This is a genomic window from Paenarthrobacter sp. NPDC089675 (assembly GCF_044749185.1).
Lineage (GTDB): Bacteria > Actinomycetota > Actinomycetes > Actinomycetales > Micrococcaceae > Arthrobacter.
Genome location: NZ_JBIVHM010000004.1, coordinates 387,497 through 402,379, shown reverse-complemented (window position 1 = coordinate 402,379; position 14,883 = coordinate 387,497). Strand labels below are relative to the sequence as shown.

At 64.5% G+C, this 14,883-nt stretch carries 17 protein-coding genes; 6 read left to right on the top strand and 11 right to left on the bottom strand.

Features of this window, described 5'->3' with window-relative positions:
• Positions 1–89: 89 nt before the first annotated feature.
• The gene (locus tag ACIPY2_RS11880) at positions 90–899 is read left to right on the top strand and encodes a carbon-nitrogen hydrolase family protein (RefSeq protein WP_400266597.1); all 810 of its coding nucleotides are present in this window, start codon (positions 90–92) and stop codon (positions 897–899) included.
• Positions 900–1,117: 218 nt separating this feature from the next.
• Here the strand turns inward: ACIPY2_RS11880 and rlmB are convergent, their stop codons facing one another.
• From rlmB to ACIPY2_RS11850, 6 genes are all read right to left on the bottom strand, one after another.
• Positions 1,118–2,119: a 23S rRNA (guanosine(2251)-2'-O)-methyltransferase RlmB gene (rlmB, locus tag ACIPY2_RS11875; protein WP_400266576.1), complete on the bottom strand. Its 1,002-nt coding sequence runs from the start codon at positions 2,117–2,119 to the stop codon at positions 1,118–1,120.
• 84 nt (positions 2,120–2,203) lie between these two features.
• Positions 2,204–3,673 (bottom strand): cysteine--tRNA ligase, encoded by a 1,470-nt coding sequence (cysS, locus tag ACIPY2_RS11870; protein WP_400266575.1) that lies wholly within the window; start codon positions 3,671–3,673, stop codon positions 2,204–2,206.
• Positions 3,674–3,708: 35 nt separating this feature from the next.
• On the bottom strand, positions 3,709–4,062 hold the full coding sequence (locus tag ACIPY2_RS11865) for a hypothetical protein (RefSeq protein WP_400266574.1): 354 nt from the start codon (positions 4,060–4,062) through the stop codon (positions 3,709–3,711).
• Complete coding sequence (gene ispF / locus ACIPY2_RS11860) at positions 4,059–4,583, bottom strand: 2-C-methyl-D-erythritol 2,4-cyclodiphosphate synthase (protein ID WP_400266573.1); 525 nt, start codon at positions 4,581–4,583, stop codon at positions 4,059–4,061. Before ispF ends, ACIPY2_RS11865 begins: the two co-directional genes overlap by 4 nt.
• Positions 4,583–5,365 carry a 2-C-methyl-D-erythritol 4-phosphate cytidylyltransferase gene (gene ispD, locus ACIPY2_RS11855; RefSeq protein WP_400266572.1) on the bottom strand — a complete coding sequence of 261 codons (783 nt, stop codon included), beginning with the start codon at positions 5,363–5,365 and terminating at the stop codon, positions 4,583–4,585. The genes ispF and ispD overlap by 1 nt, the downstream gene beginning before the upstream one ends.
• A gap of 121 nt (positions 5,366–5,486) precedes the next feature.
• Positions 5,487–5,969, bottom strand: a complete 483-nt coding sequence (locus ACIPY2_RS11850; RefSeq protein WP_009357288.1) for a CarD family transcriptional regulator — start codon at positions 5,967–5,969, stop codon at positions 5,487–5,489.
• Positions 5,970–6,261: 292 nt separating this feature from the next.
• Between ACIPY2_RS11850 and ACIPY2_RS11845 the strand changes: the two genes are divergently transcribed.
• Positions 6,262–6,834: a hypothetical protein gene (locus tag ACIPY2_RS11845; protein ID WP_400266596.1), complete on the top strand. Its 573-nt coding sequence runs from the start codon at positions 6,262–6,264 to the stop codon at positions 6,832–6,834.
• An 84-nt stretch (positions 6,835–6,918) separates the two neighbouring features.
• Here ACIPY2_RS11845 and ACIPY2_RS11840 read toward each other — a convergent pair whose 3' ends face one another.
• Together ACIPY2_RS11840 and ACIPY2_RS11835 are read right to left on the bottom strand one after the other, a co-directional pair.
• Positions 6,919–7,599 carry a response regulator transcription factor gene (locus tag ACIPY2_RS11840; protein ID WP_020608526.1) on the bottom strand — a complete coding sequence of 227 codons (681 nt, stop codon included), beginning with the start codon at positions 7,597–7,599 and terminating at the stop codon, positions 6,919–6,921.
• Positions 7,596–8,876: a sensor histidine kinase gene (locus tag ACIPY2_RS11835; RefSeq protein WP_400266595.1), complete on the bottom strand. Its 1,281-nt coding sequence runs from the start codon at positions 8,874–8,876 to the stop codon at positions 7,596–7,598. Before ACIPY2_RS11835 ends, ACIPY2_RS11840 begins: the two co-directional genes overlap by 4 nt.
• A gap of 198 nt (positions 8,877–9,074) precedes the next feature.
• On the opposite strand from ACIPY2_RS11835, the gene phoU reads away from it, so the two are divergent.
• Positions 9,075–9,728: a phosphate signaling complex protein PhoU gene (gene phoU, locus ACIPY2_RS11830; RefSeq protein WP_400266571.1), complete on the top strand. Its 654-nt coding sequence runs from the start codon at positions 9,075–9,077 to the stop codon at positions 9,726–9,728.
• Positions 9,729–9,799: 71 nt separating this feature from the next.
• On the opposite strand, the gene ACIPY2_RS11825 is transcribed toward phoU, so the two are convergent.
• On the bottom strand, positions 9,800–10,546 hold the full coding sequence (locus ACIPY2_RS11825; RefSeq protein ID WP_400266570.1) for a phosphoglyceromutase: 747 nt from the start codon (positions 10,544–10,546) through the stop codon (positions 9,800–9,802).
• Between the two features lie 94 nt (positions 10,547–10,640).
• On the opposite strand from ACIPY2_RS11825, the gene ACIPY2_RS11820 reads away from it, so the two are divergent.
• Positions 10,641–11,462 (top strand): class I SAM-dependent methyltransferase, encoded by an 822-nt coding sequence (locus ACIPY2_RS11820; RefSeq protein ID WP_400266594.1) that lies wholly within the window; start codon positions 10,641–10,643, stop codon positions 11,460–11,462.
• A 7-nt stretch (positions 11,463–11,469) separates the two neighbouring features.
• Here ACIPY2_RS11820 and ACIPY2_RS11815 read toward each other — a convergent pair whose 3' ends face one another.
• Entirely contained in the window at positions 11,470–11,811 is a 342-nt protein-coding gene (locus ACIPY2_RS11815; protein WP_400266569.1) for a DUF2516 family protein, read from the bottom strand.
• Positions 11,812–11,821: 10 nt separating this feature from the next.
• Positions 11,822–13,006: a trans-sulfuration enzyme family protein gene (locus ACIPY2_RS11810; RefSeq protein ID WP_400266568.1), complete on the bottom strand. Its 1,185-nt coding sequence runs from the start codon at positions 13,004–13,006 to the stop codon at positions 11,822–11,824.
• A 73-nt stretch (positions 13,007–13,079) separates the two neighbouring features.
• Here ACIPY2_RS11810 and tmk point away from each other — a divergent pair, with 73 nt between their 5' ends.
• Positions 13,080–13,730 carry a dTMP kinase gene (gene tmk, locus ACIPY2_RS11805; RefSeq protein ID WP_400266567.1) on the top strand — a complete coding sequence of 217 codons (651 nt, stop codon included), beginning with the start codon at positions 13,080–13,082 and terminating at the stop codon, positions 13,728–13,730.
• Entirely contained in the window at positions 13,727–14,878 is a 1,152-nt protein-coding gene (locus ACIPY2_RS11800) for a DNA polymerase III subunit delta' (RefSeq protein ID WP_400266566.1), read from the top strand. The genes tmk and ACIPY2_RS11800 overlap by 4 nt, the downstream gene beginning before the upstream one ends.
• The last annotated feature ends 5 nt before the right edge of the window (positions 14,879–14,883 follow it).

Sequence of the window (14,883 nt, the reverse complement as noted above, 5' to 3'; positions counted from 1 at the left end):
TGCGGTGTCCGGTTCCCATGTGACGAAACACACGGCATTTACTTTGACGTGCTTGCCATACTGAAGGGAACAGTATGGAGGTACACATCGTGCGCGTGGCACTTGCCCAAGTCATCACCGGCCGCGACCTGGCGGCCAACCTGCGGCTGCTCGAGGAATACGCCCGCCGCGCCAAGGACGGCGGCGCGGAGCTGGTGGTCTTCCCCGAGGCCATGATGCGCTCCTTCGGGAATTCCCTCCTGGATATTGCCGAACCCCTCGACGGTCCCTGGGCAAGCCGCGTCCGCGAAATCGCCAAAGAACTGGAGCTGGTCATTATTGCCGGCTTGTTCACGCCGGGCGCTCCCTCGGAATCCGGGAAACCCCGGGTCCGGAATACGCTCCTGGCCACGGGCCCGGGTGTTGAGACGAGCTACGACAAGATCCACTTGTTCGATGCATTCGGTTTCGCGGAATCGGACACCGTAGAGGCGGGTACTGATCCGGTCACGTTCGACGCCGGAGGCCTCACCTTCGGATTGGCCACCTGCTACGACGTCCGGTTCCCGGCACTCTTCACGGCCAACGCGCAGCGCGGCGCCGTGGTCAACATCGTTTCGGCGTCTTGGGGCTCAGGGCCGGGCAAGGCAGAACAATGGCAGCTCCTGGCCCGCGCCCGGGCCGTAGACACCACCACGTTCGTCCTCGCTTGCGGGCAGGGAGATCCGGCCACCCAAGGAATCGAAGCGAAAGGCACCGCACCAACGGGCGTGGGGTACTCCGCCGTCGTCTCCCCGTTCGGCCAGGTGCTGGCGGCTTTGGAAGGTGAGCCTGGGCTGCTCTTCGCAGACCTTGACGCCGCTGTGGTGGACGACGCCCGCCAAAAACTTCCGGTGCTTGCCAACCGCCGCGACTTCTAGACCCCCGTTCCTCTCGCACATCCCACCTGCTTTACCCGATCGTTCCTCCACATCCCACCCGCCTTACCCGATCGCTCTCGCACATCCCCGCGTCCGAAAGGGCGCTGGCTGCAAAGACAATCGCTCCCCCACCCGCCAGAGGTGAGAGAGCGATCGGAGAAACACGTCGGGAAGTGAGAGAGGAACCCTCAGGACCGGTCGGGAAGTGAGAGAGGAACCTAGTTGGCGGCGCGCTGGCGCGACACTTCGTAGAGGGAGATACCCACCGCCATGGATGCGTTGAGTGACTCCATGGCCGAGTCGATCGGAATGGAGACGATCTGGTCGCAGTTCTCGCGGACCAGGCGGCTCAAGCCCTTGCCCTCGGAACCCACCACGATGCAGACCGGCTCGGTGGCAACGGTGAGGTCAGGCAGCGAGACATCGCCGTCACCGTCAAGGCCGAGCACGTAGATGCCCATGTTCTTGAACTGCTTGAGGGCGTTGTTCAAGTTGGACGCACGTGCCACGGGAACACGGACGGCGGCACCGGCGCTAGTCTTCCAGGCGGAAGCCGTGACGCCAACGGAGCGGCGCTCCGGGACGATGACGCCGTGCCCGCTGAAAGCCGAAACGGAGCGGATGATCGCGCCGAGGTTGCGGGGGTCGGTGATGCCATCGAGCGCCACAAAGAGCGGGGCGTTCGCGATGTGCCCCTTCTTCCATTTGGCAATGGTTTCTTCCGCGAGCTCGTAGGCGTCACCGTATTCGTAGGGCGGGATCTGCAGGACGAGGCCTTGGTGGACGGCGTCCTCGGTCATCCTGTCCAGTTCCTGCTTGCCGGCTTCAAGAAGCGGAATCCCGCGTTCGGCGGCAAGCTTGAGGGACTCCTTGACGCGGTCGTCCATTTCAATGCGGATAGCAACGTGCAGGGCTTTCGCGGGGATGCCGGCGCGCAAGGCCTCGACAACCGAGTTGCGGCCCGTGACCAGTTCTTCGGTTGCGCGGCCCTTGGGTCCGGAACCCCGGCCCGCGCTACGCGGGTTTGTCCCGCGGGCACCCGGACCACGCTTCGCAGCGGAACGCTCGGCCAGCAGCTTGTTCTTGTGGGCCTTGTGGTAGACGCGGTCCTCCGCCTTGGGAGTGGGGCCCTTGCCCTCCAGTGCCTTGCGGCCATGGCCACCGGTTCCGATGGTGGGGCCCTTCTTCTTCTTGACCGACCGGTTACCGTTGTTGGCCATGGGATTCCATCCTTGATGTTGTGAGTAAGTCTGGAATCAAGTCTACTGACCCCGTCCAATCGGGCTGACGGGTCAGGGTCCGCGTCAGTCGCGCTTCAGGCTCCACGTGGCACCATCCGGGCCGTCTTCCACCACGACCCCCGCGGCGGCGAGGGTGTCCCGGATGGCGTCCGAGGCGGCCCAGTCCTTGGCGGCACGGGCAGCGGCGCGCGCGCTGAGCTGCGCTTCAACCAGGACTTCGAGGGCCGCATGTTCACGGCCCTGCACGGCCTCCGGACGCTTGACCGAATCCAAGCCCAGGACACCTGTCATGGCTTCCACGCTGTACAGAGCGGTCTTCGCTGCGTCCAGATCGCCGGCCGCCAGGGCGGTGTTGCCGGCACGGACGGTCTCGTGCAGCACCCCGAGTGCCTGCGGGATATTCAGGTCATCGTCCATGGCGGCCGCGAATGCAACCGGCATGTTGGCCTGGGGAGCCACTGCGTAGGCACCCGGCCCGCCCGTGTCGTGTTTGACCTTGGCGGCAGCCTTGGCAATGAAGCCGTCAATACGTTCGACGGCGGCCGCGGCCTCTTGGAGCGACGTGGGACGGTAATCCAGGACCGACCGGTAGTGGGCCTGCCCGAGGTAGTACCGGACGACCCGCGGGGAGGCCAGCTCCAGCATCTCGGCCGGGCTCACCGTGTTGCCGATGGACTTGGACATCTTTTCGCCCTCGTAGGTGACCATGCCGTTGTGCATCCAGAAGTTGGCGAATTCATCGCCGGCCGCCTGGGACTGCGCCATCTCGTTCTCGTGGTGCGGGAAACGGAGGTCCAGCCCGCCGCCGTGGATGTCAAAACGCGGGCCGAGGTACTTGGTGACCATTGCCGAGCACTCGAGGTGCCACCCGGGCCGGCCCGCCCCCCAGGGGGACTCCCACTTGGCGGTTGCGGGTTCGCCTTCCTTGTAGCCCTTCCATAGCGCGAAGTCGCGGGGGTCGCGCTTGCCGCGCGGATCAGCGTCAGGCGCTCCCTGCATGTCATCAATGTTCTGGCGGGTCAGGGAACCGTACTTGCTCCACGAGCGTACGTCGAAGTAGACGTCACCTGAGTCATCCAGCGCGGGGTATGCGTGGCCACGGTCGATCAGCCGCTGGATCAGCGCATGCATCTCCGGGATGTGACCGGTGGCGCGGGGCTCGTACGTGGGCCGCTGCACTCCGAGCGTCTCGTACGCTGACTCGAATTCCTGCTCGTAGCGGTAAGCGAGGGCCCACCATTCCTCGTCCATGCGGGCGGAGGGCTCGGTGAACCAGTCTTCGCGGAAGGACTGCTCGGATTTGACCAGGATTTTGTCGTCGATGTCCGTGACGTTGCGGACCACAGTGACTCGCAGGCCACGGAACTCGAGCCATCTGGTCAACTGGTCGAAGACGATTGCGGAGCGTACGTGGCCCACATGCGGCATGCCTTGGACGGTGGCCCCACAGTAGTAGACGCTGGCCTTGCCGGGTTCGAGGGGAACGAAGTCGCGGACTTCGGCGGAGGCTGTGTCATAAAAGCGGAGGGTCACCGCTCCAGATTAGCCGATGACGCAGCATGAACCGCTTACTTGCAGAACTCGCCGATCTTGTTGAACTGCACCGTCAACTGCTGCTGTTGTTCCTGCGTGGCCGCACCGAGCGACGAGGCAGCTGCTTTGTCCATAATGGCGGCCATTTCCTTGATCGGGCTGCCGATTTCGGGTGCCAGCTTGTCCGCAAGCTCGTGATAGTGCGCGGCAAGTTGCTTGGACTGTTGCTGCTGGTTGCCGTCGGGCTTGAAAGCATCGTTGTTGAGGAACTCGCAACTTGCCTTGACGTCCATTTTGGGTGCCGGAGCACACCCGCCCAGGACGGCCGCCACCAACGCTGCTCCAGTCACCAATGCAAGCCGTACGACGCCGGAACCTGGTTGGGTCATGCCGGCCCGCCTTCCGCGCCGGCCGGGGCCGCGAACACCAGCGCCGTGGCCACAGCGGAGATGCCTTCGCCGCGGCCGGTGAAACCAAGCCCGTCGCTGGTGGTGGCGGTGACGCTGACGGGAGCCCCGGCAGCCTCGCTGAGTACCCGCTGTGATTCCTCCCGGCGGGGCCCGAACTTGGGCCGGTTGGCCACGAACTGTACGGCCACGTTGCCGATCTCGAAACCTGCTGCGCGCACAATCCGTGCGGCCTCGCCGAGGAGCGTCACGCCCGAGGCACCTTTGAACTCAGGCCGGTCCGTGCCGAAATGCGTACCGAGATCGCCGATTCCGCACGCCGAGAAGAGTGCGTCCGCCGCGGCATGGGCAACGCAATCGCCGTCGGAATGGCCGGAAAGTCCTTGTTCGCCCTCCCAGAAGAGACCGCCCAGCCAGAGCGGCTGGGGGTCATCCGCAGGCGCAAAGGCGTGCACATCGATGCCGATGCCGGTGCGGGGCATGATCGGGGTCCCGTGCGTCATCAGCCCTCCACCCAGCGCATGCCCAGGGGACCTTCGAGGAGTCCCTCGGCAATGATCAGGTCAAGGGGCGTGGTGATCTTGAGCGACTGGCTGGCGCCGCGCACTGCATGGACCGGCACGCCCTGAAGCTCCACGAGCATCGCATCGTCGGTCACTGCTGCCGACTGGCGGTCGTCGAAGAGCCCGGCGGCCTCATGCGCGCGGCGCAAAGTGGCGACGTCGAAGCCCTGCGGGGTCTGGACGGCGCGCAGTTCCTCGCGCGTGGCTGTTCCGGTGACTACCTCCGGGGCAATCGCCGAGTCCGCCTCGGCGGTGGCGGCAACGGTCTTGATGGTGTCCACCACGGGCATGGCCGGGATCACGGCCTTCGCCCCGGCTGCCAAAGCATCGGCCACCCGCTGGAAGACCCGCTCGGGTGCGAGGGCGCGCGCGGCGTCATGAACCAGGACGAACTCGGTTCCGTCTTCCAACGCCGCAAGGCCGGCCCGGACCGAGTCGGCGCGGGTGGTTCCCCCGTCCACCACTGTCAGTTCGGGGCCGCCATCCACCAACTCCACCGCGAAGCCGGCGATCAGTTCCCGCAAGGCAGTATCGCCTTGGGGCACTGCGATACAGATTTGGCGGGCAACTTCCGCGGCCACTACTCCCCGCAGGGCATGCATCAGGATCGCCTCGCCGCCCAAGGGCACCAGAGCCTTGGGCATTCCGTAGCCCAGGCGTTCGCCCGAGCCGGCAGCGACGACAATGACGGCTGTGACCGGGCGCTTAGAAGGATGAGTCATGCGCCCAAGGTTACTTGGAAATACTGCGGGTTACTGTGCCGAGACAGTATTCCGCAGCAGCCCGGACGACTCCGGGCAAAAAGAAACCCGGCGGCGCATTCGCACCACCGGGCATCAATTCTTAGGAAGCCAAGACCTCGTCAAGAACGCTTGCAGCCTTCTCTTCGTCTGTCTTCTCAGCCAGCGCCAGTTCTGAAATCAGAATCTGCCGCGCCTTGGCCAGCATGCGCTTCTCACCTGCGGAAAGGCCGCGATCGTGATCACGACGCCAAAGATCGCGAACAACCTCTGCCACCTTGATGACATCGCCCGAAGCAAGCTTCTCCAGGTTTGCCTTGTAACGACGTGACCAGTTGGTGGGCTCTTCAGTGAACTCGGCACGGAGAACATCGAAAACGTGCTCCAAACCGTCCTTGCCCACTACGTCCCGGACCCCAACAAGGTCAACGTTCTCTGCTGGAACTTCAATGGTCAGATCACCCTGAGCCACCTTGAGCTTGAGATACATCTTCTCTTCGCCCTTGATGGTGCGCATCTTGATTTCCTCAATTTTTGCTGCACCGTGGTGAGGGTAAACTACTGTCTCGCCGACCTCAAAAACCATGTGGACTTTCCCCTTTCCCGCAGACTAGTCTATCACGATTAAGGCATACGACTGGCATCGAACGCCCCCTCCTGCCGCGTAAATAAAGGGAAACAGGCCCTAAAGGGCCACAAACAACCCCTTGACGAAAACTGTGAAAGATGCATTAGTCAATCAAAGTGAGCGCCTGGCTGAGGCCGCTGCGCACGCCACAATGCCTCGCCGAATCCTCGTTTCCACCGGTTTGCCGATAGGCTATGGCTGAAAACTTTCCAATGACTCTTGAGGAGTAGGTGTCGTGCGCATTTCTGCGATGAACACTGTCCAGCGCGGCAAGCTGGCAATGGCGGCCGCTGCAATCGGCGTCGGTCTTCTGTCCGTTACCGGCTGTGGCTTCGTCAACGCCCAGCAGACTTCGCACCAGTACTCGGCTTCGGACGGGGTCAGGGCAGACCTCGGCAAGCTGCAGTTGCGCAACATCCTGATCGTGTCCAACGGCGAGAACCAGCCGGGCCGCGTTATCGGCGCGGTGTTCAACCAAGGCACCTCGGACGCAACGCTGACCATCAGCGGAGCCAACGGGTCCCAGACCGAGATCCCGGTCAAGGCCGGCTCGGAGACCTACCTGAACGACAAGTCCGACGCCGCCATCCTCAGCTCAGCAGGAACCACCCCTGGCGGCCTGACCCCCGTGACCATCCGCAGCGGCTCGGACTCGTCCACCCTCAACGTTCCCGTGGTCAACGGCACGCTTCCGGAATACCAGAAGTACCTGCCCTCCCCCAGCGGTTCGGCAAGCCCGAGTGGCTCGGCGAGCCCCAGCGGTTCGGCTTCTTCTTCCGCCAGCCCGTCGGCTTCGGCCACGGAGTCCGCAGCCGGACACTAAGTCCCCGGACCTGTACAACAGGCATAAACAAAAGGAAGGGTTCCGCCGAAGCGGAACCCTTCCTTTTGTGTCCTTGGGAAGTCTTTACGGTTCGAACTTGTAGCCAAGTCCGCGGACCGTCACCAGGTAGCGCGGGGCGGAAGGATCAGGCTCAATCTTGCTGCGGAGGCGTTTGACGTGGACGTCCAAAGTCTTGGTGTCGCCCACATAGTCGGATCCCCAAACCCGGTCGATCAACTGGCCGCGCGTGAGCACTCGACCGGAATTGCGCAGCAGCATCTCCAGCAATTCGAATTCCTTCAGCGGCAGCGATACCTGTTCGCCGTTGACGCTCACCACGTGCCGCTCGATGTCCATCCGCACCGGGCCCGCCTGGACCGTGGAGGTGATCAGTTCTTCCGGTTCACCCTGCCGGCGAAGGACGGCTCGGACGCGGGCCACGAGTTCCCTGGAGGAGTACGGCTTGGTGACGTAGTCGTCGGCGCCGAGTTCCAGGCCTACCACCTTGTCGATCTCCGAGTCCTTGGCCGTGAGCATGATGACCGGCACGGAAGACCGTTGGCGCAACTGCCGGCAGACCTCGGTGCCCGGGGTTCCCGGCAACTGCAGGTCCAGGAGGACCAGGTCGGCTCCGTTGCGGTCGAACTCCACCAGGGCATCGCTGCCGTTGTCCACTACCTCGACGTCAAAACCTTCTTTACCCAGGAGGTAGGACAGGGGGTCGCTGAAGGACTCCTCGTCCTCAACTATCAGTATCCGGCTCAAGCGCTGGCTCCTTGCTCTTGGGCGCCGCTGGCACCCGGTTTTTCACTCGCGTGATGAGGTTGTTGGTTCGCCGGTTCAAGCCCGACGGCGGCACTTGCCGCCTGAAGCGCACCCGCCGGTGCGTTTGCCGCGGCGGGCGGAAGGCCGGCGTCGTCGTCCTGGCCTTCCATTTCCGGCAGTCGGATGGTGAAGGTTGATCCTTGGCCGGGCTGGGACCAAACGGTCACCTCGCCGCCGTGGTTGGACACCACGTGCTTGACGATGCTCAGGCCCAGGCCGGTACCGCCGGTGTGGCGCGAACGTGCTGCGTCCACGCGGTAGAAGCGCTCGAAGACGCGTTCCTGGTCTTCCGGGGAAAGGCCCTCGCCCTGGTCGGTCACGGAGATGGCCACTACGCCTTCGCGTGTCCTTACGCCCACGCCCACGCGAGTGTTTTCCGGCGAGTACCGGATGGCATTGTCGATGAGGTTCCGGAGGGCGGTGACCAGGAGGTCGCGGTCACCGAAGACCATGGCGTCCGAGTGGCCCCCCACCACGATCTGGATGCCCTTGCTCTCGGCGGGCAGCTGGGAACGGTCCACGGCATCGGCAATGACCGCGTTGATGTCCACGGCGAGGCCCTGCTGCGCCACGTTGGCACCCTGGAGGCGGGAGAGTTCGATAATGTCCTGCACCAGTGCTGCGAGCCGGCCGGACTCCTTGTGCATGCGCTTGGCGAAGCGGCGCACCGCTTCTTCGTCGTCCGGCGAGGCTTCAAGGGCCTCGGCCAGGAGCGAGATCGCACCAACCGGAGTCTTCAGTTCATGGGACACGTTGGCCACAAAGTCGTTGCGGATCTCTTCCGTACGCGTGATCTCGGTGCGGTCATCGGCCAGCAGCACGATGTATTCCTGGCCCAGCATCGCCGCCCTTACCTGGACCACGATCGCGCCCTTGCCGAGAGGGCCGCGCGGCAGCTCGTACTGTTCCTCCAGGATCACGCCGTCACGGCGGACCTTCGCGGTCATGTCCAGGAGCTGCTTGTGGACCACCGTATGTCCGCGAACCAAACCGTAAGCGTACGCGGCCGGACTGGCACGGACCACCCCGTCGATGGCATCTACCACAACGAAAGCCCGGCCCACCACGGAGAGGACCTCGGCGGCGCCGTCGGGAAGCAAAGGTTCGGTGACATCAAGGTCAACGATCCTGCGCTGCCGTTCGCTGATCCGGAAAGCGAGCATGCCAAAGACGCCCAGCGACAGGCCAACCAAGCCTGCGATGACACCTACGAGCAACGGATCCACCTGTCCAGCTTATGCTGTGCAAACAGGCCAAAGCGTGGTTCCTGCGCCAAATGCGGACGGTTCAACTAACGTTCACCTAATGGTGCGCAACAGTTCACGGGCTGCTGTCAGTGTTACTTGTTGGACTACCGTGGTTTTGAAATCCGGCCGCCACCACGGCACCAGGATTTCCAAGGAAAGGACGCCTTAGTGCGCAAGGTTTTTCAGGCGGAACTCACCCAGGTGGGCGACGACCTCATCGAGATCTCCAAACTCGTTCACGAAGCAATTACCAAGGCCACCACAGCCTTCGAAGGTGCCGACGTCGACCTCGCCCAGGACGTCATCGCAGCCGACGCCCGCATCGACTTCCTGCAGAACAGCCTGGACGAGCGTGCCATCGACATCCTGGCCCTGCAGGGTCCCGTGGCCAGCGACCTCCGCATGATCGTTGGATCCCTGCGCATGAGCGCCTCACTGGAGCGCATGGGTGACCTCGCGCGCCACGTGGCTCAGCTGGCCCGCCTCCGTTACCCGGCCACCGTGATTCCGTCCACGCTGACGCAGACCTTCAAGGCCATGGCCCAGCACGATATCGAGATCGTGGCCAAAGTCATCGAACTCCTCGAAACCCGCGACCTCGAGGTTGCCCGCGACATCCTCAAGATCAACATCGCCGTGGACGACCTGCACCTGAGCGTCTTCAAGGCGATTGCGGCTCCCGATTGGAACGAGTCCGCGGCCACAACGGTAGACGTTGCCTTGGCCAGCCGCTACTTCGAGCGGTTCGCTGATCACGGCGTCTCCGTGGCCCGCAAGGTCACCTACCTGGTGACCGGCGAATGGCAGCCGGAAGGCTTCTAGTACAGAGCGGTTAAATACGACGGCGGCCCGGTCACCTGAGGTGACCGGGCCGCCCGTTTAAGCGCCGGGCCCTACTTCTTGCCCTGGTTGGCAACGGCGAGGATGGCCTCTGCCGCGGCGTCGGGGTCGAGGTAGGTGCCGCCGGGCGTGACAGGCTTGAAGTCTTCGTCCAGTTCGTACACCAGCGGAATTCCCGTGGGGATATTCAGGGAAGCGATGGCGTCGTCGCTGATACCGTCCAGGTGCTTGACCAGGGCGCGCAGGGAGTTGCCGTGCGCCGTGACCAGGACGGTCTTGCCGGCCTTGAGGTCTTCCTTGATGTCCGATTCCCAGTAGGGCAGCAGGCGGACCAGAACGTCCTTGAGGCATTCGGTACGCGGGAGGGCCTCGCCGAGGTCCTTGTAGCGGACATCGTTGGCCTGGGAGAACTCGCTGTCGTCAGCCAGGGGCGGCGGCGGGGTGTCGTAGCTGCGGCGCCACTCCATGAACTGCTCCTCGCCGAACTCGGCGAGGGTCTGGGCCTTGTCCTTGCCCTGCAGGGCGCCGTAGTGGCGCTCGTTGAGGCGCCAGTCGCGCTTGACGGGGATCCAACCGCGGTCGGCCTTGTCCAGGGCGATGTTGGCTGTGTTGATGGCCCGCTTCAGGAGCGAGGTGTAGAGGACATCCGGGAGGATGTTGTTCTCCACCAGGAGCTCACCGCCGCGCACTGCTTCCTTGCGGCCTTGGTCGTTCAGGTCAACGTCCACCCAACCGGTGAACAGGTTCTTGGCGTTCCATTCGCTGTGGCCATGGCGCAGCAGAATCAGCTTGTAAGTCATGGTTTTCATCCTAGCCGAGGGCCCCTCTCCCCTGCCCGGCGTTACGCCATTGAACGGTCCCGCTCCGGCCGAGGCAGGCGATAAAGTGGGGGCCGTGGTGCAAAAAGCTGAACGGGTGGGCCCTCCCCGAAGCCGGGGCGGAAAGCCGGTCGGCAACATCACCCGGGGAACCACCAACCCCAACCGCATGCGCCGCCTGGACAGGTGGTTGGCCGGGCCGCAGGCGTGGCGGCTGCGCGCCGCCGTCGAACCCCTTGTGGTGGATCTGGGCTACGGCGCCTCGCCGGCCACCGCCGTCGAACTCTTCGAACGCCTGCAGGCTGTTCGGGCAGACGTCCAGGTGTGCGGAATCGAGATCGAACCCGAGCGGGTGCGCACAGCCAAGTCGTTGGAACGTCCCGGATTGAGCTTCCAGGTGGGCGGCTTCGAAATCCCGCTGCCGGGCCGGCCCGTGGTTGTCCGTGCCTTCAACGTGCTGCGCCAATACGAGGAAGCCGACGTGCCCGCGATCTGGCAGCTGGTTCAATCCCGGCTGGCGCCGGGCGGCTTGTTCATCGACGGCACGTGCGACGAAATCGGCCGCCGGGTGACCTGGGTGGCCCTGGACGCGGAAAGACCCCTTAGCCTCAGCCTGTCCGTACGCTTTGCTTCGTTTGAGCTGCCGTCAGAAGTGGCCGAGCGGCTGCCGAAGGCGCTGATTCACAGGAATGTCCCCGGTGAACCGATCCACACCTTCCTGCAGGCGATGGACCGCGCCTGGCTCGAAGCTGCGCCGTTGGCCTCCTTCGGAAACCGGCAGCGGTGGACTGCAATGTGCAGATCGTTGCGGGACGCAGGATGGCCGCTGCTGGACGGACCTGCGCGGTGGCGCCTGGGAGAAGTGACCGTGGCCTGGGAGGCCGTGGCACCGCTCTGATTCAGGTCTACCAGGGGCCGTATGGCCCCACGTTGCGGTTGCCGCCGCTGCCGGCTTCGCGTACTGCGGGACGGACATCGGCAAGGTAGACGCACGCCGCGGTGACGGCTGCGATTCCGAAGATCCCCAGGCCGCTGCCGCCGGTCAGAACGGTCAGTGCGCCGATGGCGAAGGCCACGCCGGTCAAAGCGGTCCAGAACGTCTTGGTGCGCTTGGACGCAGCCACAAAAAGGGCCGGGCGGTGCCGCAAGCAGTCCACGAATGCCCAGATTTCGAGGGCCAAGGCCACCAGTCCCAGGATGAAGTAAACCGCGTTGGTGACAATGGCGATCAAATATTTTCCGTCCACGCCCTTTAGCCTAGCCGCCCAGCGACTTCAGCGCCTGCTCAAGGTCCGCCCAGAGGTCTTCCACGTTCTCAATCCCGACGCTGAGGCGCACCAGGTTCTCAGGGACACTGAGGGGCTCGGCGGTGTGGCGGCGCCGACGTTCGATGAGGGACTCCACGCCACCCAGCGACGTGGCAGGCAGCCACAGCTGGAGGGCCCGGACCATCTCATCCGCCGCATCCGCACCGCTGCGGGCACCGTCACCGGCAATCTGGATGCACAGGATTGACCCGAAGCCCTTCATTTGGTCCTTGGCCCGCTGGTGCCCGGGATCCGACGGAAGACCGGGGTACCGGATCGCTTCCACGCGCGGGTGCGAGCTGAGGCGCTCGGCAAGTATGGCGGCCGAGGCCTGCGAACGCTCGATCCGCAGCGCCAGTGTGCGCAGGCCACGCAACGCCAGCCAGGCTTCAAAGGGACCGGCGATGCCGCCGTGGATGATGCGGTGATGCAGCAGCGTGGCCCTAAGCTCCGGGTTGGAAGTCACCAAGGCGCCCAGCACGACGTCGGAATGCCCGGCAAGGTACTTGGTCACCGAGTGGAGGACGACGTCGGAGCCCAGGCTGAGGGGCTGCTGCACCAAGGGCGTGGAAAAAGTGTTGTCCGTGACCACGATCGCTCCGGCGGCGTGCGCGGCGTCGGTCAGGGCACGCACGTCAGCGATGCCCAGCATGGGGTTGGTGGGGCTTTCGAGCCACAGCAGATCGGCTTTCCGGCCCTCCTGCGGACTGATAAGCGCTTTGACGGCTTCAGTATCGGCGATGTCCACCGTCCGGAGCTCGAAGAGTCCTTTCGCGGCCAATTCGGTGGCCATGACGAGGGAACCGGCGTAGCTGTGGGAAGGCATCACCACAACGCCACCGGCCGGGACCAACGAAAGGGCCGAGCTCACGGCTGCAAGGCCCGAAGCATAGAGCAGCCCCGGGAGTTCGGCGCCTTCCAGCTTCGCCAAGGCCTCTTCGAAAGGGTCCCATGTGGGGTTCGCGTAGCGCCCGTAGCCGCGATCGCCGTCGCCAAGTGAGCCCGTGCCGAAGTACGTGGAGGACAGGACAATCGGCGGATTGACCGGCTCATCGTGCTTGCGTTCAGGACGCCCCGCAGCCACCACAAGGGTTTCCGGGGACAAATCTGCGGCGTGCTGATCGGAGAGGCTCATGGATTCAGGGTAATCGTGGGCAACGGTGTGGATGAAAGGCATTACGTTTGCACCCGCTCGGTAGGCTAGGCAGGTGAGTATTCAGAGCCCCGGACTTTTCATCGCCTTCGAGGGCGGGGACGGCGCGGGCAAATCCACGCAGGCTTCCCTCTTGTTCGATGCCCTTGAATCGCGGGGCATCCCGGTGCTGCGAACCCGCGAACCCGGCGGAACTCCCATTGGCGAGAAATTGCGCTCCCTGGTGCTGGACCATGGGCACGGCACCATCGACGCCCGCACCGAAGCCCTCATGTTCGCCGCTGCCCGTGCCGCGCACGCGAACCAGGTGATCCGGCCGGCGTTGGCCGCGGGGACCGTGGTCATCACGGACCGGTACATCGATTCATCAGTGGCCTACCAGGGGGCCGGCCGCGGCCTGGGCGCCGGGGAAGTCCGCTCACTGAACGAGTGGGCAACCGAAGGCCTCCGCCCGGACCTGACGGTACTGCTGGACGTCGACCCCTCCGACGGGCGCCGTCGCCGCACGGCCGGTGAAGCCGCAGAGGACCGGCTGGAATCCGAGCCGGACGACTTCCACTCGGCCATCCGCCACGCCTTCCTGGACCTTGCCGAAGCCTCACCGTCCAGCTACCTCGTGCTGCCGGCCTCCCAAGGGATCAAGGAGCTGGCCGCCGGCATCCTTGAACGGGTGGAGTCGCTCCTTGGCGAGCGGGTCCGTCCGTGAGCGTATGGGATGACCTGCAAGGCCAAGCACCGGTAGTTGCCCAATTGAAGCAGGCCGCCCAAGGGGAAAGCGGCCTGACACACGCTTGGCTCTTCACCGGCCCTCCGGGCTCAGGCCGGTCCAACGCTGCCAAGGCGTTTGCCGCCGCTCTGAACTGCGAGCAGGACGACGTGGCGCTCCGCGGATGCGGTGATTGCGCTGCCTGCCACACCATCCTTGGCGAGACGCATTCCGACGTGACCTTCGTACGGACCGAAAAGGTCACCATCACCATTGACGAAGCCCGTGAACTGGTGGCCAAGGCAGGTGACCGGCCATCAACCGGGCGTTGGCGGATCATCGTGGTGGAAGATGCGGACCGCATGGCCGAGCGCACCACCAACGTGCTGCTGAAGGCCATCGAGGAACCCACGCCCCGCACTATCTGGATGTTGTGCGCACCCTCCCCCGCGGATGTGCTAGTCACCATCCGCTCCCGGTGCCGCCCGGTCACCTTGCGCCTGCCGCCGCCCTCCGACGTCGCCGACCTTTTGGTGAGGCGCGACGGCGTCGAACGTCAACTCGCCGAGCGTGCCGCCCGGGCCGCCCAAAGCCACATCGGAATTGCCCGGCGGCTGGCCCGCGACGCCGATGCCAGGGAGAGGCGCCTGGAAACAGTCCGCATTCCCTTGGGATTGCGGGGGGTAACCGCTGCCGTGATGATGGCCGAGAAACTTGTCAAGATCGCCACCGACGAGGCCAACAGTTCCAATGACGAGCGGGATGCGGCGGAGAAGGTAGCCCTCCTGGCCAGCCTCGGCGCCCCCGAATCCGGAACCCTTCCGCCGTCGATGCGCAGCCAGGTCAAGCAACTGGAGGACGACCAGAAGCGGCGTGCCAAGCGTTCCGTCACCGACTCCCTGGACCGGACCCTGACTGACCTGCTCTCCTTCTACCGGGATGTCCTGATCATCCAGTTGGGGAACGCGGTGGAATTGGTCAACGTTGAGCTGAAGGGCGAACTCGAAGAGTACGCACGCCAGTCGACTCCGGAAGCCACCCTCGCCCGGATGGACGCCATCAACAAGGCCCGCGTCCGAATCACCACCACCAACGTGGCACCGCTCTTGGCAGTGGAGTCCATGGCCACCAGCCTGATCCAGCAATAGGAGAA

Bases quoted from the DNA above. Each gene is read 5' to 3' on its own strand.
- ACIPY2_RS11865 (WP_400266574.1), bottom strand. From the start codon at position 4,062: ATGACCCAACCAGGTTCCGGCGTCGTACGGCTTGCATTGGTGACTGGA.
- ACIPY2_RS11850 (WP_009357288.1), bottom strand. From the start codon at position 5,969: ATGGTTTTTGAGGTCGGCGAGACAGTAGTTTACCCTCACCACGGTGCA.
- ispD (WP_400266572.1), bottom strand. From the start codon at position 5,365: ATGACTCATCCTTCTAAGCGCCCGGTCACAGCCGTCATTGTCGTCGCT.
- ACIPY2_RS11825 (WP_400266570.1), bottom strand. From the start codon at position 10,546: ATGACTTACAAGCTGATTCTGCTGCGCCATGGCCACAGCGAATGGAAC.
- rlmB (WP_400266576.1), bottom strand. From the start codon at position 2,119: ATGGCCAACAACGGTAACCGGTCGGTCAAGAAGAAGAAGGGCCCCACC.
- ACIPY2_RS11845 (WP_400266596.1), top strand. From the start codon at position 6,262: ATGAACACTGTCCAGCGCGGCAAGCTGGCAATGGCGGCCGCTGCAATC.
- ispF (WP_400266573.1), bottom strand. From the start codon at position 4,583: ATGACGCACGGGACCCCGATCATGCCCCGCACCGGCATCGGCATCGAT.
- ACIPY2_RS11810 (WP_400266568.1), bottom strand. From the start codon at position 13,006: ATGAGCCTCTCCGATCAGCACGCCGCAGATTTGTCCCCGGAAACCCTT.